20 protein-coding genes are annotated in these 17593 nt (G+C 64.7%); 9 read left to right on the top strand and 11 right to left on the bottom strand.

All coding sequences use genetic code 11. From position 1 onward, the window contains the following. Positions 1-84: 84 nt before the first annotated feature. Both WA983_RS07500 and WA983_RS07495 read right to left on the bottom strand, forming a co-directional pair. Positions 85-999 carry a c-type cytochrome gene (locus WA983_RS07500; protein ID WP_424248736.1) on the bottom strand — a complete coding sequence of 305 codons (915 nt, stop codon included), beginning with the start codon at positions 997-999 and terminating at the stop codon, positions 85-87. Continuing rightward, entirely contained in the window at positions 992-1447 is a 456-nt protein-coding gene (locus WA983_RS07495) for a c-type cytochrome (RefSeq protein WP_424248738.1), read from the bottom strand. The genes WA983_RS07500 and WA983_RS07495 overlap by 8 nt, the downstream gene beginning before the upstream one ends. Here WA983_RS07495 and WA983_RS07490 point away from each other — a divergent pair. Genes WA983_RS07490 through WA983_RS07480 form a run of 3 tightly spaced genes read left to right on the top strand, consistent with a single transcriptional unit; the run spans position 1371 to position 3624 of the window. Further along, positions 1371-3023: a sensor histidine kinase gene (locus WA983_RS07490; RefSeq protein ID WP_424248740.1), complete on the top strand. Its 1653-nt coding sequence runs from the start codon at positions 1371-1373 to the stop codon at positions 3021-3023. The genes WA983_RS07495 and WA983_RS07490 overlap by 77 nt on opposite strands. Next, positions 3020-3271, top strand: a complete 252-nt coding sequence (locus WA983_RS07485) for a response regulator (protein WP_424248742.1) — start codon at positions 3020-3022, stop codon at positions 3269-3271. Before WA983_RS07490 ends, WA983_RS07485 begins: the two co-directional genes overlap by 4 nt. Further along, on the top strand, positions 3202-3624 hold the full coding sequence (locus WA983_RS07480) for a response regulator transcription factor (RefSeq protein ID WP_424248744.1): 423 nt from the start codon (positions 3202-3204) through the stop codon (positions 3622-3624). Before WA983_RS07485 ends, WA983_RS07480 begins: the two co-directional genes overlap by 70 nt. Before the next feature lie 9 nt (positions 3625-3633). On the opposite strand, the gene WA983_RS07475 is transcribed toward WA983_RS07480, so the two are convergent. Next, a complete protein-coding gene (locus WA983_RS07475) occupies positions 3634-4980 on the bottom strand; it encodes a hypothetical protein (RefSeq protein WP_424311817.1) in 1347 nt (448 codons plus the stop codon). A 2-nt stretch (positions 4981-4982) separates the two neighbouring features. Beyond that, positions 4983-5210, bottom strand: coding sequence for a DUF2249 domain-containing protein (locus WA983_RS07470; protein ID WP_424247049.1), 228 nt, complete (start codon positions 5208-5210; stop codon positions 4983-4985). A gap of 289 nt (positions 5211-5499) precedes the next feature. On the opposite strand from WA983_RS07470, the gene ubiU reads away from it, so the two are divergent. From ubiU to ubiT, 3 genes are all read left to right on the top strand, one after another. Beyond that, positions 5500-6555 (top strand): ubiquinone anaerobic biosynthesis protein UbiU, encoded by a 1056-nt coding sequence (ubiU, locus tag WA983_RS07465; RefSeq protein WP_424247051.1) that lies wholly within the window; start codon positions 5500-5502, stop codon positions 6553-6555. A gap of 79 nt (positions 6556-6634) precedes the next feature. Next, a complete protein-coding gene (gene ubiV, locus WA983_RS07460) occupies positions 6635-7585 on the top strand; it encodes a ubiquinone anaerobic biosynthesis protein UbiV (RefSeq protein ID WP_424247053.1) in 951 nt (316 codons plus the stop codon). 35 nt (positions 7586-7620) lie between these two features. Next, positions 7621-8142 (top strand): ubiquinone anaerobic biosynthesis accessory factor UbiT, encoded by a 522-nt coding sequence (gene ubiT, locus WA983_RS07455; protein WP_424247055.1) that lies wholly within the window; start codon positions 7621-7623, stop codon positions 8140-8142. 45 nt (positions 8143-8187) lie between these two features. Here the strand turns inward: ubiT and lhgO are convergent, their stop codons facing one another. From lhgO to WA983_RS07440, 3 genes are read right to left on the bottom strand one after another with little or no spacing between them, the layout of a single operon-like run. Then, positions 8188-9372: an L-2-hydroxyglutarate oxidase gene (lhgO, locus tag WA983_RS07450; protein WP_424247057.1), complete on the bottom strand. Its 1185-nt coding sequence runs from the start codon at positions 9370-9372 to the stop codon at positions 8188-8190. Positions 9373-9406: 34 nt separating this feature from the next. Beyond that, positions 9407-10048, bottom strand: coding sequence for a GntR family transcriptional regulator (locus WA983_RS07445; RefSeq protein WP_424247059.1), 642 nt, complete (start codon positions 10046-10048; stop codon positions 9407-9409). Positions 10049-10062: 14 nt separating this feature from the next. Beyond that, a complete protein-coding gene (locus WA983_RS07440; RefSeq protein ID WP_424247061.1) occupies positions 10063-10755 on the bottom strand; it encodes an MBL fold metallo-hydrolase in 693 nt (230 codons plus the stop codon). Positions 10756-10906: 151 nt separating this feature from the next. Here WA983_RS07440 and WA983_RS07435 point away from each other — a divergent pair, with 151 nt between their 5' ends. From WA983_RS07435 to WA983_RS07425, 3 genes are all read left to right on the top strand, one after another. Next, positions 10907-11965 (top strand): TRAP transporter substrate-binding protein, encoded by a 1059-nt coding sequence (locus WA983_RS07435; RefSeq protein WP_424311816.1) that lies wholly within the window; start codon positions 10907-10909, stop codon positions 11963-11965. 77 nt (positions 11966-12042) lie between these two features. Then, positions 12043-12594: a TRAP transporter small permease gene (locus WA983_RS07430; protein WP_424247065.1), complete on the top strand. Its 552-nt coding sequence runs from the start codon at positions 12043-12045 to the stop codon at positions 12592-12594. After that, positions 12594-13898 carry a TRAP transporter large permease gene (locus WA983_RS07425; RefSeq protein ID WP_424247067.1) on the top strand — a complete coding sequence of 435 codons (1305 nt, stop codon included), beginning with the start codon at positions 12594-12596 and terminating at the stop codon, positions 13896-13898. The genes WA983_RS07430 and WA983_RS07425 overlap by 1 nt, the downstream gene beginning before the upstream one ends. A gap of 59 nt (positions 13899-13957) precedes the next feature. Here WA983_RS07425 and WA983_RS07420 read toward each other — a convergent pair whose 3' ends face one another. The 4 genes from WA983_RS07420 to WA983_RS07405 all read right to left on the bottom strand — a co-directional run bounded on the left by WA983_RS07420 (position 13958) and on the right by WA983_RS07405 (position 17405). Next, entirely contained in the window at positions 13958-14653 is a 696-nt protein-coding gene (locus tag WA983_RS07420; protein ID WP_424311815.1) for an anaerobic ribonucleoside-triphosphate reductase activating protein, read from the bottom strand. Between the two features lie 4 nt (positions 14654-14657). Continuing rightward, positions 14658-14840: an anaerobic ribonucleoside-triphosphate reductase gene (gene nrdD / locus WA983_RS07415; protein ID WP_424247071.1), complete on the bottom strand. Its 183-nt coding sequence runs from the start codon at positions 14838-14840 to the stop codon at positions 14658-14660. A 32-nt stretch (positions 14841-14872) separates the two neighbouring features. Next, entirely contained in the window at positions 14873-16624 is a 1752-nt protein-coding gene (locus WA983_RS07410; RefSeq protein ID WP_424247073.1) for a ribonucleoside triphosphate reductase, read from the bottom strand. 157 nt (positions 16625-16781) lie between these two features. Further along, on the bottom strand, positions 16782-17405 hold the full coding sequence (locus tag WA983_RS07405) for an FMN-binding negative transcriptional regulator (protein WP_424311814.1): 624 nt from the start codon (positions 17403-17405) through the stop codon (positions 16782-16784). Between the last annotated feature and the right edge of the window lie 188 nt (positions 17406-17593).

Raw genomic sequence — 17593 nt, 5'->3', positions numbered from 1 at the left:
GAAGGGGTTTTCAGCATGACGAATCGAAGCGGCCTGCAGGCCGCGACGTGGAGGGATGTCCCCATGTCGCGGGATGCCCCAACGTCAATACCGCGCGTCCTTCGGCTTCTTGCCCGAAGGCCAGTCCTTGTCCTTCAGCGGGAAATCGGGGCGCGGCATGTGGGTGAAGAACTCCGCCACGTCCACGGCGTCCTGCTGGCTCAGCGTACGGCCTTCGCCCCAGGCGCCGTCCGTATGGACGCCCATGGGCATGTTGTCGTAGATGAAGGCCGCCGCCTTGTAGGTCCGCGCCAGTCCGGCGCCGATATTGAAGGACTCATCTCCCCAGAGCGGCGGGAAGACGATGTGGCCCCGGGCGTCCTTGCGGCCTTCTCCGTCGGCGCCGTGGCAGGACGCGCACTGCTGAGCATAAAGGGCACGGCCTCTGACGGGATCGGGCACGAGGCTCGTGTCGAAGGGGCTGGCGTTCTTGATTTGCACCCGGGCGCCATGCGGCACGTCCTGCGCCAGCCATTTCATGTAGGCAAGCATGGACCGCATTTCCCGCGAGTCCACAGGCAGCTTCTTGCCGTTCATCGAACGGATCATGCAGCCGTTGATGCGCTCTTCCAGCGTCATCTCCCGTCCCGCGCGCGGGTTGAACTGGGGAAAGCTGTTGTAGGTGTTGATGAAGGGGGCTCCCAGCGGTTTCTTGCCCTGCATCACATGGCAACTGCTGCAGTTCATTGCGGCGCCCACATGGTCGGGAAGCAGCCGCTGGGTTTCGTTCAGCAGCCGCTGCCCGTAGAGAATGTCTTCCGCGTCCGGGTGCTGGAAGATCGCGGCGTCATCCGGGATCGTGTAGGCCGGCAGGGGAGCGCCGTCCTTGTCTTTGACGGCATGGGTCTGGGGCGCAACCGCGCCGGTCGATTGGGCCAGGGCTGCGGCGCCCAGGCTCAGGCCCACGCCCAGGGCCAGGACCAGACGCATCGCTCGTTTCGGTGCGCGGGGGCTATTCATGGCGATCTCCTGTCTGGATGTTGGGGGTTTTGGTGTTCAGGAAGGTCCGGATCTGACGAACATCGTCGGGCGTGACGGCGGGGGCCTGGTTGGTCCAGCCGCTGCGGATGAAGCTCAGAATCTCGCTGAGATCCTGATCGGGCAGATGGCTGAATCCGGGCATGGCGAATGCCATGGTGTCCGTGTCGGGGTTCAGCGGCATGCGGCCGCCTTCCAGCGTGATCTGGATGGAGGATTGCGGATTCTGGGCGAAGATCGCCGAGTTGCCGTCCAGTGCGGGGAAGACGCGCGGCACGCCTTGTCCGTCCGGGCGGTGGCAGGCCATGCAGTGTTCCCTGTACAGCAGGGCGCCGCGCGGACCGGAAACGGCGTTGAAAGCCTGGACGGGGTGGCGCGACTGGCTTGAACGCCGCTTTCCGGGCGAGCGTTTCGATCTCGTGCCTCTCATGCCGGACAGGGCTTTGCAGCACGGCGCGTTGGACAACCTGGATTTCCTGCTGGCCAATCCGGTGCAGTTCGGGGCGCTGGATCCCGGCCGGCCGGTGCGCTGGCTGGCGACGCTGCGCCCTTCCGGCAGGGGGGATCTGCGTTTTCTGGAGCAGATCGGTTCGGCGATCTGGACACGCGAGGCGGGGCCTGCCAGCCTTGCCGGGTTGCGCGGCCTTCGGGTCGGCGCCGTGGATCCGCAGGCTCTGGGCGGGTATCTGCTGGGCGTCGAGCTGCTGGACCGTGAAGGACTGGTGCCGGGGCGGGACTATGTTCCGGTCTTTTCCGGTTTTCCGGCGGAACGTCCTCTGCTGCAGTTGCTGGCGGGGCAGGTCGATGCCGCGATCGTACCCTTGTGCCTGTATGAAGAGCTGCGCGATGCCGGGCGCCTCGGCGGTGTTTCCTTGCGCCTGCTCCGGCCCGCGGCCACCGACGCCCGCACGGGTGCCGATGCCGGATCGCCGCCTTGCGAGGCCAGTACCCGCACTTTGCCGGGCTGGTCCCTGGCCGCGCTGGACACCGTGCCCGACGCCCTGGCGGCGGCCGTGGGTCGGGCCTTGCTGGAGGAGCCGCCAGCGGCCGACCTGCCTCGATGGTCTTTGCCGGTTTCGTCCGCCGATGTGGAGCGGCGCCTGCGCCGGATCGACTATGTATCCGGCGATCGGGACATCTGGGCGCAGACGCGCCGCCTGCTGGCGCATTATTGGCCATGGCTGGTCGGCCTGCTTGCCTGTGCGTCATGGCTGCTGGGCAGCAGCCTCTGGCTGGCCCGGGTGGCGCGGCGGCAGCGCCGACGCCTGCGCGAGGCGCATGAGCAGCTCCATGCGTATGAACAGGCCTTGGCGCGGGCGGACCGGGTCGCCTCGCTGGAGGAAATGGCCGCCGGGATCGCGCATGAGGTGAAGCAGCCGCTTTCCGCCATCCTGCAATATGCCGAGGCCGCTGCCTGGCGTCTGAAGTCCGAGACGCCCGATTCCGCCTTGCTGCCGGTCTTGCAGCGGATCCGGGACGAGGTCTTGCGCTGCGATCGCGCCATTGCCAATTTACGCGGCTGGGCGCGGCCGGGACAGACGGCTCCCGTCGGTGAGCGGCGGGCTCTGGGCGTGCTGGTCGAGCAGGTGATCGGAATGGCGCGCTTGCAGGCCGGCCGTCAGGGGGTTTTGATCGAGTCTTCGATGCCTGCGGCGTTGGCGGAGCGCCCGGTTTCCAGCGCCTTCGAACAGGTGCTGGCCAATGTCCTGAGCAATGCGGTACAGTTCGGGGCCGGCCTTGTCAGGGTTCAGGCGAGCGCCTGTCCCGGCGGCGCGCGTATCGAGGTTGCCGATGACGGACCGGGCTTCGAGGAAGAGCATTTGCGCTTTCCCTTCGTGCCTTTCCGGACGACGCGGCGAGATGGCCTGGGCCTGGGGCTGTTGATTGCACAACGTATCATGCTGTCCCTGCGGGGGCGGATTCATCTCGGCCGTCGCGCAGATGGACGCCCGGGCGCCCTGGTTGTGCTGGACTTGCCTTTGGAGCCCACGAGGTCCGATTCATGAATATGAGCGAAGCCATCATCCACGTGGTCGATGACGACGCCTCGGTGCGGCATGCCTGCCGGTACATGCTGGAGACCGTGGGGATGGTCTGCCGGGACTGGCCGGACGGCCGCGTGTTCCTCGAGCGGGCCGATCTGTACGCGGCGGGCGTGGTCCTGCTGGACATGCGCATGCCTCATTGTGGGACGGCCGCGCCGTACAGGCCCACCTGGCTCAACTGGGCAGTCCCCTGTCGATCATCGTCCTGACGGGGCACGCGGATGTCCCCATGGTGACGGATGCTTTTCGCAACGGAGCCGCCGATTTCCTGGAAAAACCGGTGTTGCTGGATACCCTGCTGCCGGCCATCGAGCGTGCCCTGGCCAAGTCGGAACAGGCCTGCCAGCGGCGGCGCCTGCAGGGGCTGTACCATGCGCTCAGCCCGCGAGAGCGCGCGGTGATCCGGGGCGTTCGGGCCGGCATGACCAACCGGGACATCGCTGCGGACCAGGGCGTATCGGTGCGCTATGTCGAAGTGCAGCGCGCCCAGGCCATGGAAAAACTGGGCGCGGCCCACATGGCCGATCTGATCCGGATCCTGACGGAGATCGGCGATCTCTGAACGGTGGCGTCAACGCAGGCCGGGGTGTGCATCGGGTAGCGCCGCCATCGCTTGCAGCGTCTTGCGATAGAGCCGCAACGCGCGGCCGGTGTTCCAGGCCAGGCCCGCCGCCGAGACGATCAGCACCGGGCCGGCCGCCTTGGCAGCCGGGGCCCAGCCAGCCGCCGCCAGCGCCCAGCACAGGACGACGGCGACGTGGGCGGCCCATTGCAGCCGGGCGGCGCGCTCGTCGATATAGGCTGCCATCTTGGGCAGGATCTTCAGATAGATGCGGGCCTGGCCCGGGTCGCGGTCAGGCACGATCATCGCGTCCTGGGCGTGCTTCCAGAGCAGGAAGGGCACGATCTTGTACAGCATGCCGTTGGCCACCGAACCCAGCACCCCGACGATGATGACCGTGCCCAGCACCATCCCGGCGCGGGGGGCGTGACCGTGCGTCATCCAGATCCATAGAGGTGCGCAGGCCAGCAGGCTGAGCATGCCCGCGAACCAGAACAGGGTGGTGGTCTCTGGCGTGGGCCGCTTGCGGGTCCACAGCAGATGCAGCGTGACGCCGGCCCAGAGCGCGTAGGCGCAGACCAGCAGCAGTTCGACGGTTTCCCGCATCAGTCGGGGCAGGCCGGCGGAGGCGTCCAGCGCCGTCCAGGCCAGCAGCAGGCCCGGGATCAGCAGCGGCAGCCAGCGCGTGAGCGGCTTGGGGTAGATTTCCGTCACCTGGAAGATCGGCAGCAACTGGAAGGACATACCCATCAGCAGCAGGCCGCCCCAGCCGGTCAGCCCCCACAGTGCATGGGGGCCAAGCCAGTCGGGCAGGGGCAGCCCCAGGCCCAGGGACAGCGCCATGGTCAGGCCCATCAGCACGGTACCGGCCAGGGCGAACAGCGCCCCTCGCACCGGCACGAGGATCTCGCGGGCACCTTTGTAGACCTGGAGCCGGTGACGCCAGAGTGCCCACGCCACGGCCGCCAGGTAGAGCGCAAAAGCCACGCCGAGCAGAGCAGCGGCCCCGATGAGGGCATCCGTCCGCCAGTCAAGGAACCCCGTCGCCAGCAGCAGCGTGCCCGCCGTCAGCAGCGCGTGCGCCCCGCCGGCGATCACGCGGGCGGCGCCCACCGGGACGTTGCAGGCCACCGCCAGGATCTGCAGCAGGGCGCCCAGCATGGCGCTGCCCAGGATGCCCAGAGTCCACAGGTGGGTGAGGGCCAGCGCGGTGCCGTTCCCGTGTGAGGTGAAGGCCTGCGGTCCGGCCCAGGCGGCCAGCAGGCCGGCCAGCAGGGCGAACAGCGGAACGTTCAGAAAGAAGGGCAGAGGCACGCCCAGGGCGGGCGTCTTGTCGAAGTCCAGGGCGCGTTGCATCGCTATTTCGCGTCGTACCAGATCGTGACCTGGAAGTGTGTGTCCTCGAAGGTGCAGCAATGCTGGAAACCGTCGCGGTCCAGCATGGCGTACAGCGGATACGGCTCGCGGTCTATGAGCATGTGCAGGCGTTGGCCCGGGGCCAGATCAGCCAGGGCTTCCAGGCAGTGTTCCAGCGGTTCGGGGGCGGGTAGCGAGCGCACGTCGAGGGTCAGGTCGGGAGAGGCCATGAGGGTTTTCTGAGAGGGGGGCGGCATGGGTGGCGATGGTGGTGTCACTACCTTACACGATCCCCGGTCCCGGGTGGGTCAAGACCGTGTCCCGGATGCTGTTTCCCCTCGGGCGGATGCGTCGTTGCCACCCGCCGGTGGCTTCCTGCGAAAGACCCCGAGCACAGGTCGGGATGTGCACTTCTTGATCCTGATTAAGGCCCGATGCCGCCCGACAGGGCATAGTGCCTGCTGTTGCCGAAGCGGGGCCCGGCGGTGTGCCCCGCCACGAATCCCCTGGATGCTTCCCATGTCAGCCCTCCCCGAATCTCACCGTCCCGGCGTGGTGCCTCACCACGACTCGTCGGATTTCGAACTCGTCTGTCCTGCGGGCAGCCTGCCGGCGCTCAAGGCCGCTGTCGACGAAGGAGCCGATGCCGTCTACCTGGGCTTTCGCGATGCGACCAATGCGCGCAATTTCGCCGGCCTGAACTTCGACGCCGCCGCCATCGCCGAAGGCATCCGCTATGCCCACGACCGCCGGCGCAAGGTCCTGCTGGCCCTGAACACCTATCCGCAGCCCGACGCCTGGACGCTGTGGCGGGACGCGGTGGACCGCGCGGCCGAAGCCGGCGTGGACGCGGTCATCATGGCTGATCCGGGCCTGATGGCCTACGCCTGCGAGCGCCACCCCGATCTGCGGCTGCACCTGTCGGTGCAGGGTTCCGCCACCAATTACGAGGCCATCCGTTTCTACCACGAACGCTTCGGGGTGGCGCGCGCCGTGCTGCCGCGCGTGCTGTCGGTGGCTCAGGTCCAGCAGGTCTGCGAAAACACGCCGGTCGAGATCGAGGTCTTCGGCTTTGGCAGTCTGTGCGTCATGGTCGAGGGGCGCTGCGCCCTGTCGTCCTACGCCACGGGCGAATCGCCCAATACGCACGGCGTCTGCTCGCCCGCCAAGCACGTGCGCTGGCAGCAGACGGACCAGGGCCTGGAATCGCGTCTGAACGGCGTGTTGATCGACCGCTACGACGGCGGCGAGAACGCCGGCTATCCCACCCTGTGCAAGGGCCGCTTCGACGTGGCGGGCGAAAACTATTACGCGCTGGAAGAACCCACCAGCCTCAATACCCTGGAACTGCTGCCCCGGCTGATGGCCATGGGCGTACGGGCGATCAAGATCGAGGGTCGTCAACGCAGTCCGGCCTACACCGCCCAGGTCACCCGGGTCTGGCGCCAGGCCATCGATCAGGCCCGCAGCAGCCCGTCCCGCTATTCGGTGCATCCGTCCTGGATGGCCGAACTGAACAAGGTGGCCGAAGGCCAGCAGCACACGCTGGGCGCCTACAACCGGCCCTGGAAATGATCCCGCGCGGGGCGCTGCGCCCGACTGGTCTGTCGGGAGTGTGGGCTGCCCTGCTGATTGCGCACAAGGAAACACCGTCATGAAAATCGCCCTGGGTCCCTTGCAGTATTACTGGCCTCGCGTCGCCACCCTGGAGTTCTACGCCGCCGTGCGTGACTGGCCGGTGGACATCGTCTACTTGGGGGAAACCGTCTGTTCGCGCCGCCACGAACTGCGCCTGTCCGACTGGATCGAGATTGCCGACATGCTGGCCGAGGCCGGCAAGACGCCTGTCCTGTCCACCCAGGTTCTGCTGGAATCGGGCAACGACCTGAACATCCTGCGCAAGATCACAGAGAACGAACGCTACGATGTCGAGGCCAATGACATGGGGGCGGTGCAGCAGATGAAAAGCAAACCCTTCATTGGCGGGCCGTTTTTGAATATTTACAGTAAACCCACCCTGGATGTGATTGCCGCGCAGGGCGCGACCCGCTGGGTCATGCCGCTGGAAATGAGCCGCGCAGGCCTGACGCAACTGCAGCAGGATCGGCCCGCCGGCCTGCAGACCGAAGTCTTCGCCTATGGCCGCATGCCGCTGGCTTTTTCCGCCCGCTGCTTCACCGCCCGCAACCGCAATTTTCCCAAGGACAACTGCCAGTACGTCTGCATGGATCATCCCGACGGCCTGCTGCTGGAAACCAAGGAATCCCAGGCTTTTCTGACGATCAACGGTATCCAGACCCAGTCCGCGCTGGTCTACACCCTGATCCATGCGCTGGGCGATCTGCGTGACCTGGGCGTGGACGTGGTGCGGCTCAGCCCGCAGTCGCAGCACATGGACCAGGTCGCCGCCGCCTTCCGCGCCGTGCTCGACGGCCGTGAGTCGGCCGATGACGCCCACCGGCGGCTGGTGCCGCTGATGCCGGCCGGCCCCTGCAACGGCTACTGGCATGGTCGCGCCGGCCTGGACATGGTCCAGGATGGCGAAGTCGTCGTCACGCAGGCCCAGGATGCGCGCACCCCCGGGGTCAGGACGCGCGCGGCCTGAGGCCTCCTTCCCGCTTTATTTCTATGAGCCCGATCATGCAAAATCCCTCCACCCCCGCTTACCGCATTCCCGAACCCTTCGCCCGGGTCCTCGGACGCCTGCCCCGCTATCCGGGCTCGATGCTGTTCGTTACCGGCCTGAACCTGGTGCTGGCCCGCCACCTGCATCCCGATACCTTGCATAGGCTGGAAGGCCGTTCCCTGCGCATCCACGTCGCGGATGCGGGGCTGCGTTTCGACTACGCCTGGCGCGATGGCGCCTTCCGGGCGGCCCGGCACGACGTGGCCGAACCCGACCTGACCTTTCGCGCCGATGCCTGGGATTTCCATTGCCTGCTGCAGCGCCGGGAAGATCCCGACACGCTGTTTTTCAGCCGCCGCCTGGTGATCGAGGGCGATACGGAACTGGGCCTGATGGTGAAGAACACACTGGATTCCATCGACATGGCGGTGTTCCAGCCCAAGGCGGTGCTGCGGGACACGCTGGACGCCGTGCGTCAACGATTGCGCCCGGCGGCTTCGGCGCTCGCCGGGCGCGTAGGCGTCACGCCACGTTGAGCATCCGGTGGGTGGTGCCCAGTCGCGGCAGACCTCCGGAATGAGCTACAGAATGTCGTCCGCGATCTGTCGGGCGATGGGGATGGCTCCGGTGGCGGCGGGCGAAGGCGCGTTGAGGATGGCGGTGATACCGTCCAGGCGCTTGATGAGGAAATCGTCGACCAGGGTGCCATCGGGTCGGACGGCCTGTGCCCGGTTGGCGCTGCGATATGTCGTCAGATCCTCCAGGCGGACCTCGGGGCAGTACTTGCGTACCGCTTGCAGGTAGACGCGCTTGAACAGCGAGCCCTTCAGTTCGTTCAGGGTGGGAAGCGGATGTCTGGCGAGCATTTTCCACAGCCCGGGGTAGCTCAGGGCCGACCACGCGTCGTGCGGATCGACGCTGAAGCGCGTGTATTTTTCGCGGGCGAGGGCCAGGACGGCGTTGGGGCCGACTGTGATCGTGCCGTCGATCATGGGGGTCAGGTGCACGCCGAGAAAGGGCAGGGCGGGGTTGGGTACGGGATAGATCAGGTGGCTCACCACGGTCTGCAGACGCGTGGGCAGCACGAAGTATTCACCGCGGAAAGGCACGATGCGGATTCCCGGGTCGATGCCGAGCATGCGCGCCACCCGGTCCGAGGCCAGGCCTGAACAGGCAATGATGTGGCCTGCCGAAATCCGGTCGCCACCGACGTCGACCTCATAGGCCTCGCCGGCCTTGCGGGCGGTGAGTACGGGCGCGTTGAAGCGGACGGTGCCGCCGGCCGTCTCGACATCGGCCAGCAGAGCCCGGGTGATGCCGGCATAGTCCGTGATCGCCGTTGCAGGGATATGCAGGGCCGCCAGGCCGGTGATGGCGGGTTCCAGACGTTTGAGTTCGGCCAGTTCCAGTCTCTCGGCCTTGACATCGTTTTGAGCAGCGCGTTCCTGCAGTTTCGCGAGGTTGGCCGCTTCCTGGGCATTGGTGGCGACCAGGAGTTTGCCGCGTTCTTCGTAGCCGATGCCGCGCGTGGCGCAAAAGGCTTTGGTCGCCTCCATGCCTGCCCGGCAGAATCGGGTCTTGAGACTGCCTGGGGTGTAGTAGACACCCGAGTGCACGACGCCGCTGTTGCGGCCGGTCTGGTGCCAGGCCGCGTCTTTTTCTTTTTCGGCGACGAGAATGCGGGCTGCGGGCTTGCGCCGTGCGATTTCAGCCGCGAGGGCGGCGCCGATGATGCCGGCGCCGATGATGAGATAGTCGACCTTCATGATGGGGTTCCGGTGTGGGAGAGACTTGAGCGGTTCATGCGCCCGCGCGCATGGTTTCCCAGCGTTGGCGCGAGGGTCCCATGTGCTCTACCACCAAGGTTTCGAGGGCTTTGCGGTCCTGGTTTTCGATCGCTTCGATCATGGCGGTATGTTCGGCAATGGCGCGCCGTAGCCATTTTTCATCTGTGATTCCGTAGGAACGGATAGGGTTGGATGCCTCGGTGTAGAAGGCGATCGCTTTGCACAGTATCCGGTTGTGGCACAAGGCGAACAGGTGTGTGTGGAATTCGTCGTTGAGCTTGTGGATCAGATTCTGGTCCGCCCCCACAGACGCCGCGGCCACGTAGCGGACGTGGACCTCTTTGAGTGCGTTGAGTGCCTCGTGATCGGCCGGCAAGGGCATGATGCGGGCCGCTTCGCCTTGCAACAGCGTGCGCATGGCGTAGATTTCCTCGACCTCGGAGGTGGTGAAATCCTTGACGCGGGCCGATTTCGAGCGCGGCTTGACCACGATGCGGCGCGCGACGAGTTCCTGGATGGCGGCGCGCACCATGTGGCGCTTGGCGTCGAATCGGGCCATCAAGGCGTCTTCGATCAGTTCCTGATGGGGGCGCAGTCGGCCGAAAATGATGTCGGATTCGAGCTGCTCCACGATCCGCTCGGTGGAGGGCGTCATTGTGCTGTCGGGATTCATCGGATGATGAGCTCCAGTCGCGAGGGCTCGTCCCAGACCCATCCACTCTCGGTACGGCGCAATTCTGGGAAGTGGCCCGGCACGACGATGTCGGCGTTGTCCGCAATCCATTGCAGAGAGGCGGAGGCGCGCCGCTCTTGATCGTATTCGTCGGCCGAGTGTCGATTGGCCAGTTCCCGGTAGGTCTTGCAGGCGTCGCCCGCCAGCACCACGCGTTCACCGGTTTCCCGGGTGTAGTGCAGAAGGTAGCTGCCGGGCGTATGGCCGGGCACGTGGCGGTAGTGCAGACCGGGGACGAGTTCGCCTTCTGTATCGTGGATCAGGCGCAGATCCTGGCGTTCGAGGTAGGTATTCATGCCCAGACTGCAGAAGATGTCTTCCTGAGCCGGTTCGTGAGCGTAGGCCCATTCGGTCGCACCGGCATAGAAGGTTGCGCCGGGGAACAGGTCGATGTTGTTGGCGTGGTCGAAGTGCAGGTGCGACAGGAAGACCGTCCGGATGTCCGCAGGTTGCAGGCCTCGGTGCTTGAGTGCTTCGAGCAGCAGCCTGCGCGTGGCATGGTGGCCGGTGTCGAACAGGATGGGGCCGTGACCGTCGGCCTCGATCAGGACGATGGCGGAGAAACCGAAGGCGCCACCCTTGAAACTCAGGCAGTTGCCCTCCACGAGTGTGTGATGACGGATGCCCATACTGATCCTCCTGGAGATTTCTTGACTATTAATAAAATTATCAATAGTTTATATCATTGTCCGGATCGTCACAATGAAATTGTTCGACAATCAATTGATCTATCATTAAATCACAAGAGAATGTAGGTATTTACCCGGTAATTTCGGTATCATGCTTGCTTGCCAATATTTATCGATACTATTATTAATAACATGGGCCATCATCCTGGCCTTGCTCAAAACACCTCCGGAGGGATCCATGCGTTTTTGCACAACAATCGTTGCGGGCATGGCGTTCGCACTGTCGGCGGTCACGGCTCAGGCCGAGACCTGGCAGATGGCCACGCCATACCCAGAATCGAATTTCCACACTCAGAACATCCTGCAGTTCGCCAAGGACGTCAACGCCGCCACCGATGGCAAGCTGCAGATCAAGGTGCATGCGGCCGGTTCGCTGATCAAACATCAGGAAATCAAGAATGCCGTGCGCTCTCAGCAGATTCAGATCGGTGAGTTCATCATTTCGAATCTGGCGAACGAGAATCCGATCTTTGCGCTGGATTCCGTCCCCTTCGTCGCAGTCTCCTTCGAAGACTCCCGCAAGCTCTATCAGGTGTCCAAGCCTGCAATCGAAGAAGAACTGGGCCGTCAGAATGTGAAAGTGCTGTTTTCGGTCCCATGGCCCCCTCAAGGGCTTTATACCGATCGTCCGGTCGAAAAGATCGAGGATCTGCATGGCCTGAAGTTTCGTGCATACAGCCCGCAGACCGAGCGCCTGGCCCAGCTTGCCGGGGCTGTGCCCACCCAGGTCGAGGTGCCGGACCTGGCCCAGGCCTTCACCACGGGACGTGTGAACGCCATGCTCACGTCAACCTCGACAGGGGTGAACACCAAGGCCTGGGATTACCTCAAGTATTTCTATGATGTGGCCGCCTTTCTGCCCAAGAACATCGTCGTGGTCAATCAGCGAGTCTTCGACGCGCTCGACCCGGCGACACAGAAGGCCGTGCTGGAATCCGCCGCAACCGCCGAGAAACGCGGCTGGGACATGGCTGCGACCGATCACGTCGATCAGCGCAAGGTGCTGCAAGAGCACGGCATCACCGTCGGCAACGGCAGTGAGGCGCTGAATGCTTCCCTTCAGGAGATCGGCAAGGCCATGGGCTCCGAATGGAGCAAGGAAGCCGGCGAGCGCGGCGAGACCATCCTGAAAGCCTACCGCGCGCAGTAAGCGGGTCCGGACCGGCGCGCTCGAGAGCGTGCCGGCACTTCTCTTCACTCGTCTCTTGAAGACAAAAGGACGGTGCGATGCGCAAGCTCCTGGATACTGTGTACCGGATCAGTGGCGGCCTGGCCGCTGTTTCTCTTCTGGGCATCACGGTGATCGTGTTCGGCCAGGTCCTGCTCAACCTGATCGATTATGTGGCGATGTCGGTGTTCGGCCGCAGCTATAGCCTGTTGATCCCCTCGTATGCTTTGCTGTCGGGGTATGCGCTGGCTTTCTCCACCTTCCTGTCTTTGGGGCTGGGTTTTCGCAGGGCGGCCCACATCCGGGTGACACTGGTCGAATCACGTCTGCCACCCCGGGTGCGGCGCGGCACGCTGACCGCCGTGGCCCTGGTCGGTGTGGTTGCGGGACTGATCTTCACCTACAGCCTCGGCCAGTTGGCTTTTCAGTCCTTCATGTGGGGCGACCGCGCCTCGGGTCTGCTGAGAATCCCTTTGTGGATCCCCCAGTCCGTCCTGTGTCTGGGCACTGCGGTGTTCCTGATCGCGGCGCTTGACACCCTGATCGAGGTCCTGCGCACTGGGGCCAGCGAATCCTTGCGTATCGAAAACCCCGCCGAAGAGGCCCTGTGATGTCCGAAGTCATGATGTCCTTCATTCTCGTGGCGACGCTCATCGGCAGCCTGGCGGTTGGCCTGTGGGTGTCGGTCGCGCTCTTCATCACCGGTCTGGTCGGCGTGCTGCTGTTCTCGAGCGCGCCTTTCACCCATGTGCTGGCCACCAATCTCTGGAGTTCGTCGTCCGAATGGTCCCTGGCGGCGTTGCCGCTGTTCATCTGGATGGGCGAGATCCTGTTCCGTTCGCGCATGTCCAAGGATCTGTTTTCGGGGCTGGCGCCCTGGATGCGTTCTCTGCCCGGGGGCCTGGGCCATGTCGGCATTCTCGCTTCGGGCATCTTCGCGGCGGTGAGCGGGTCCTCGGCAGCGACCTGTGCCACCGTGGCCAAAGTGGCGGTTCCGGAGCTCAAGGCGCGTGGCTACGACGAAAGCCTGGTGCTGGGCACGATCGCCGGTTCGGGGACTCTGGGCCTGCTGATCCCGCCTTCCATCATCCTGATCGTGTATGGGGTCGCAGCGGAGCAATCCATCGCGCGCCTGTTCATCGCCGGGGTGTTGCCGGGCCTGCTGGTCATTGGCTTGTTCATGGCTTATGTTGCCGTCTGGTCGGCGAGCGGCTGGGTCAAGACGCCACCCAAGGATCCTCCCCTGTCCTTCCGGCAAAAGCTCAAGGCGTCACAGACCCTGTTGCCGGTGGCCTTGCTGATCGTCGGGGTCGTGGGCTCGATCTACCTGGGCTTGGCCAGTCCGACCGATTCCGCTGCCGTCGGGGTTGTTCTGGCATTGCTGATGAGCTGGTTATTTGGCGATTTGAATTGGCGGACCTTCAAGGAAGGCCTGATTTCGGCGACGCTGTCCTCGTCCATGATCGCTTTCATCCTGGCAGGGTCCGCGTTTCTGACGATCGCCATGGGCTATTCGGGCTTGCCCACGGCCATCGCGCGCTGGATCACCGACATGAACATGAGCCACTTCGCCTTGCTGGCCGCGCTCACGGTGTTCTTCATCGCCATGGGTTGTTTTCTGGACGGTATTTCGATCGTGGTGCTGACCACTGCGGTGCTCTTTCCGGCGGTCCAGGCCTCGGGGATCGATCCAATCTGGTTCGGCATCTACCTGGTGCTGGTCGTGGAAATGGGACAGTTGACGCCGCCGGTGGGTCTGAACCTTTTTGTCTTGCAGGGGATGACGGGGCGCGACATTCTGTTCATTTCCAAGGCGGCGTTTCCTTTCTTTTTGATGCTGATCCTTGCCGTCTCGCTCGTTGCCGTCTTCCCGGACATCGTCCTCTTCCTGCCCCGGATGATGTACGGTACCTGAAGACTACGTCGACTCGCGTGGATACCGCCTGATCCGTCGGGGCTGATGGGCTTCTGGATTCAGGCCCGGCGCAGTTCGAACGAATCGAATAACGCCGCAAGCGTATCGGCGGCCGCGCGGCCGGGGTAATCGGCCAGACCGCGACCCGTCGCGTTCAGGGCTGCATCTTCGCAGCCCTGCGGGCGGAAGACCTGCACTGCGTAGCGCCGCACGCCCAGGCTCGCCAGTTCGCGGCCCAGCGCCAGCAGGCCGGCTGGATCGATCAGGTCGGGATGGGCGGTGGTGCGGCATTCGAAATCGACGCCGCTGTCCAGTACGGCCTGCAGGCTGGTGCGGGCCGGGACGCCGCTGCCGGCGACCTGTGTGACCCGTTCGTAGTGGTCGAACCCGGCCTTGATGTCCAACCCCACCCAATCGACGTCCGGCAGCACCTGGGCCAAACGGCGCGGGTGGGTGCCGCCGGTGTGCAGACCGATGCGATAGCCCAGGGCGCGGACCTGGCGGATTGCGCCGCTCAGGCCGGGGTCCATGGTGGGTTCGCCGCCGCTGAAGACCACGCCGTCGATCAGCCCGACGCGGCGGCGAAGGAAGGACATGACATCGTTCCAGTCCAGCGGGCTGTCGGTCGTGCGTGGTTGCAGGTGCGGGTTGTGGCAATAGCCGCAGCGCCAGGGACAGCCCTGCACGAAGACGACGGCGGCCAGCAGGCCGGGGTAGTCCGTGGCCGTGAAGGGCACCAGCCCGCCGACTTTCATCGTCTCAGACGGCGGAGTGGGCGGGTGCCTGACCGGCGCGCCGTTCGACGAAGTAGCGACGTTCGTGGAATTCGCCCTTCTTGCCGATATTGAAGGACGACATGGGACGGTGATAGCCCATGACGCGGGTCCAGATTTCGCAGGGTTGACGCTCGGCGTCGTTCAGGGTGACGGGGGTCGGGTTCATGGAGTGCTCCTGTTGAGGGTGGGTGAAAGAATCTAGGCAGCGACCGCCCGCTGTTTGCGGGCGATCAGTTCATCGTCGCACTGCGGGCAGAATTCATGCTTGCCCGGCAGGTAGCCGTGCCTGGGGCAGATGGAAAACGTCGGCGTGACCGTGATGTAGGGCAATGAGAAGCGGCCCAGCGTGCGGCGCACCAGTTCGCGGCAGGCGTCGGCCGAGGACAGCGGTTCGGTCATGTACAGGTGCAGCACGGTGCCGCCGGTGTACTTGCGCTGCAGCTCGTCCTGGCGCTCCAGGGCCTCGAAGGGGTCGTCGGTGAAGCCGACCGGCAACTGGGACGAGTTGGTGTAGTAGGGCATGTCGTCCGTGCCGGCCTGCAGGATGGCGGGCCAGCGGGCGCGGTCTTCCTTGGCGAAGCGGTAGGTCGTGCCTTCGGCCGGGGTGGCTTCCAGGTTGTACAGATGGCCGGTGGCTTCCTGGAATTCGACCATGCGGGCGCGCACGTGGTCCAGCAGGCGCACGGCGAAATCGTGGCCCCAGGGGTGGGTCAGGTCGTGTTCGTCCGCGGTGAAATTGCGGATCATTTCATTGATGCCGTTGACCCCCAGCGTGGAGAAATGGTTGCGCAGGGTGCCCAGGTAGCGGCGCGTGTACGGGAACAGGCCGTCGTCCATGTGCTGCTGGATGACGCGGCGCTTGATTTCCAGGCTGTCGCGGCCCAATGCCAGCAGTTCGTCCAGGCGGGCGAACAAGCCCGCTTCGTCGCCGGCGTGCAGATAACCCAGCCGCGCACAGTTGATCGTCACCACGCCCAGCGAACCGGTCTGCTCCGCCGAGCCGAACAGGCCGTTGCCGCGCTTGAGCAGTTCGCGCAGGTCCAGTTGCAGGCGGCAGCACATGGAGCGGATCATGTTCGGCTGCAGTTCCGAATTGATGAAATTCTGGAAATAGGGCAGGCCATACTTGGCGGTCATCTCGAACAGCCGTTCGGCGTTGGGGCTGTGCCAGTCGAAGTCGGGCGTGATGTTGTAGGTCGGGATGGGAAAGGTGAAGGCGCGGCCGCGCGCGTCCCCGGCCATCATGACCTCGATGTAGGCGCGGTTGATCATGTCCATCTCGGCCTGCAGATCGCCATAGGCAAAGGGCATTTCCTCGCCGCCGATGACCGGGATCTGCGCGCGCAGGTCTTCCGGGCAGACCCAGTCGAAGGTCAGGTTGGTGAACGGCGTCTGCGTGCCCCAGCGCGAGGGCACGTTCAGGTTGAAGATCAGTTCCTGGATGCACTGGCGGACGTCCGCGTAGGACAAGGCGTCCTTGCGGACGAAGGGTGCCATGTAGGTGTCGAAGGAACTGAAGGCCTGGGCGCCGGCCCACTCGTTTTGCAGCGTGCCCAGAAAATTGACGATCTGGCCCACGGCGCTGCCCATGTGGCGCGGGGGGCCGGATTCGATCTTGCCGGGCACGCCGTTCAGGCCTTCGGTCAGCAGGGTGCGCAGCGACCAGCCGGCGCAGTAGCCCGACAGCATGTCCAGGTCATGGATGTGCAGATCGCCCTGGCGGTGCGCCTGGCCGATGGTTTCGGGGTAGACGTGGCTGAGCCAGTAATTGGCGATCATCTTGCCCGAGGTGTTCAGGATCAGGCCGCCCAGCGAATAGCCCTGGTTGGCGTTGGCGTTGACGCGCCAGTCCTGGCGGCGCAGGTATTCGTCGATGGAGCGAATCACGTCCACGTGCGGGACGGGGCGCTCGGCCGGGACGGCCGAGGTCTGAGGCTGGCTGGGATTCATCCTAGTGATCTCTATATATTGTGTATTTGTGAATCGTAAACACAATATATAGTGTCATCAAGTAAACAGGCGACTTTTTTTGATAGCCTTGATAGGGGTCAAGAACAGGAGGCTGGAGCGCCGTTCATGAGCCGGCCCGGGTGTGGGAAATCCGGTTTCAGCCCGCCTCGCGCATGCGCCGCGCCAGTTCGGCATGCCCGTGCGCGCCCAGCGCCTCGGCGGCCCCCAGGCGGTCGCGGGCCTCTTTGTTCTGGCTGAGCTTGCGCTTGCCGACCAGCGAGGTGACGGCGATCTCGATGCCCACGATCCGGCTCAGCATGTCGTTGATGAACGCGGGCGTGGAGTCCGACATCTTCCAGGGGCGGGGCTCGCCGGCTTCGTGGCGGCGCGTCAGCCGCCCGACCATGCCGCGCACGAAGCGCTCGTCGTCGCGCACGGTGAGCAGGCCGTGGGCATGCACCACCTCGTAGTTCCAGGTCGGCACCTGGCGGTGCGCCTCGTGTTTGCTGGGATACCAGTTGGGTGAGATGTAGCCTTCGGCGCCGCGGAACACGACCAGCACCGGGCTGCCCGAAGGACAGCGCTGCCAGAGCGGATTGGCGCGGGCCACGTGCGCCGTGAGCAGGCCGTGTGCGCCGGCGCCTGGGTCGAATTCGAATGGAATGTGATTGGCGTCCAGGCCCTCGGCGTCGTGTGTGATCAGTACGCCCAGCGGGTGTTCACGGATGATGCGAGTCAATTCCTCGGGCCGGGCTTCGGCGAAATGGTCGGGTAGGTACATGGACGATCGGGGCTGCCAGGAAAAGGGGGAGAGGGGTCATCTTCAACCGATGCGCTCAAAAGGGCAAGATCCTGACACACATGTGCCACGTCCGCGCCTGTTCGGCGAAGGGCAAACCCGCTATCGTGTGATCCATTCGTGCGGATTCCATGGAGATCGAAAACATGAGGCGTTGGATCGGAGGGCTG

It is taken from the genome of Castellaniella sp. (assembly GCF_049650445.1).
Lineage (GTDB): Bacteria > Pseudomonadota > Gammaproteobacteria > Burkholderiales > Burkholderiaceae_B > Castellaniella.
The sequence above is the reverse complement of the archived record's forward strand: the minus strand, read 5'-3'. Positions and strand labels throughout refer to the sequence as shown.